A 371-nucleotide genomic window follows, 5' to 3' on the forward strand; every position below is an offset into this window, starting at 1 on the left:
GTTCTGCGCGGGGCGCGGAGAAACGGGCCCGTGATTGGTATGGACATGTTCAACTAACCCTCCTACATTCAGACTTGGTCTAGACCTACCTGCACGGCTCACTGAACATCCCCCACGTTCTCCAGGAGCGGCAGCATGCGCACAAGGACCAAGTTGTCCGCAGCCGCGGTGGGACTGGCCACGACCGGAGCCCTCGTACTCTCCTCCGGCGGCGCCAGCGGCCACGGCTACACCGACCTCCCCATCAGCCGGCAGAAGCTCTGCCAGAACGGCACCGTGACCAACTGCGAATCCATCCAGTGGGAGCCGCAGAGCGTCGAGGGCCCGAAGGGCTTCCCGGCGTCCGGTCCGGCCGACGGGCAGATATGCAA

At 65.0% G+C, this 371-nt stretch carries 1 protein-coding gene; it reads left to right on the plus strand.

Annotation, left to right across the window (positions count from 1 at the left end; genetic code table 11):
* Positions 1–135 precede the first annotated feature (135 nt).
* The coding region (locus IF47_RS0126960; protein ID WP_037733443.1) for a lytic polysaccharide monooxygenase at positions 136–371 on the plus strand (236 nt) is incomplete at its 3' end.

The sequence above is a fragment of the Streptomyces megasporus genome, assembly GCF_000718985.1.
GTDB lineage: Bacteria > Actinomycetota > Actinomycetes > Streptomycetales > Streptomycetaceae > Streptomyces > Streptomyces megasporus.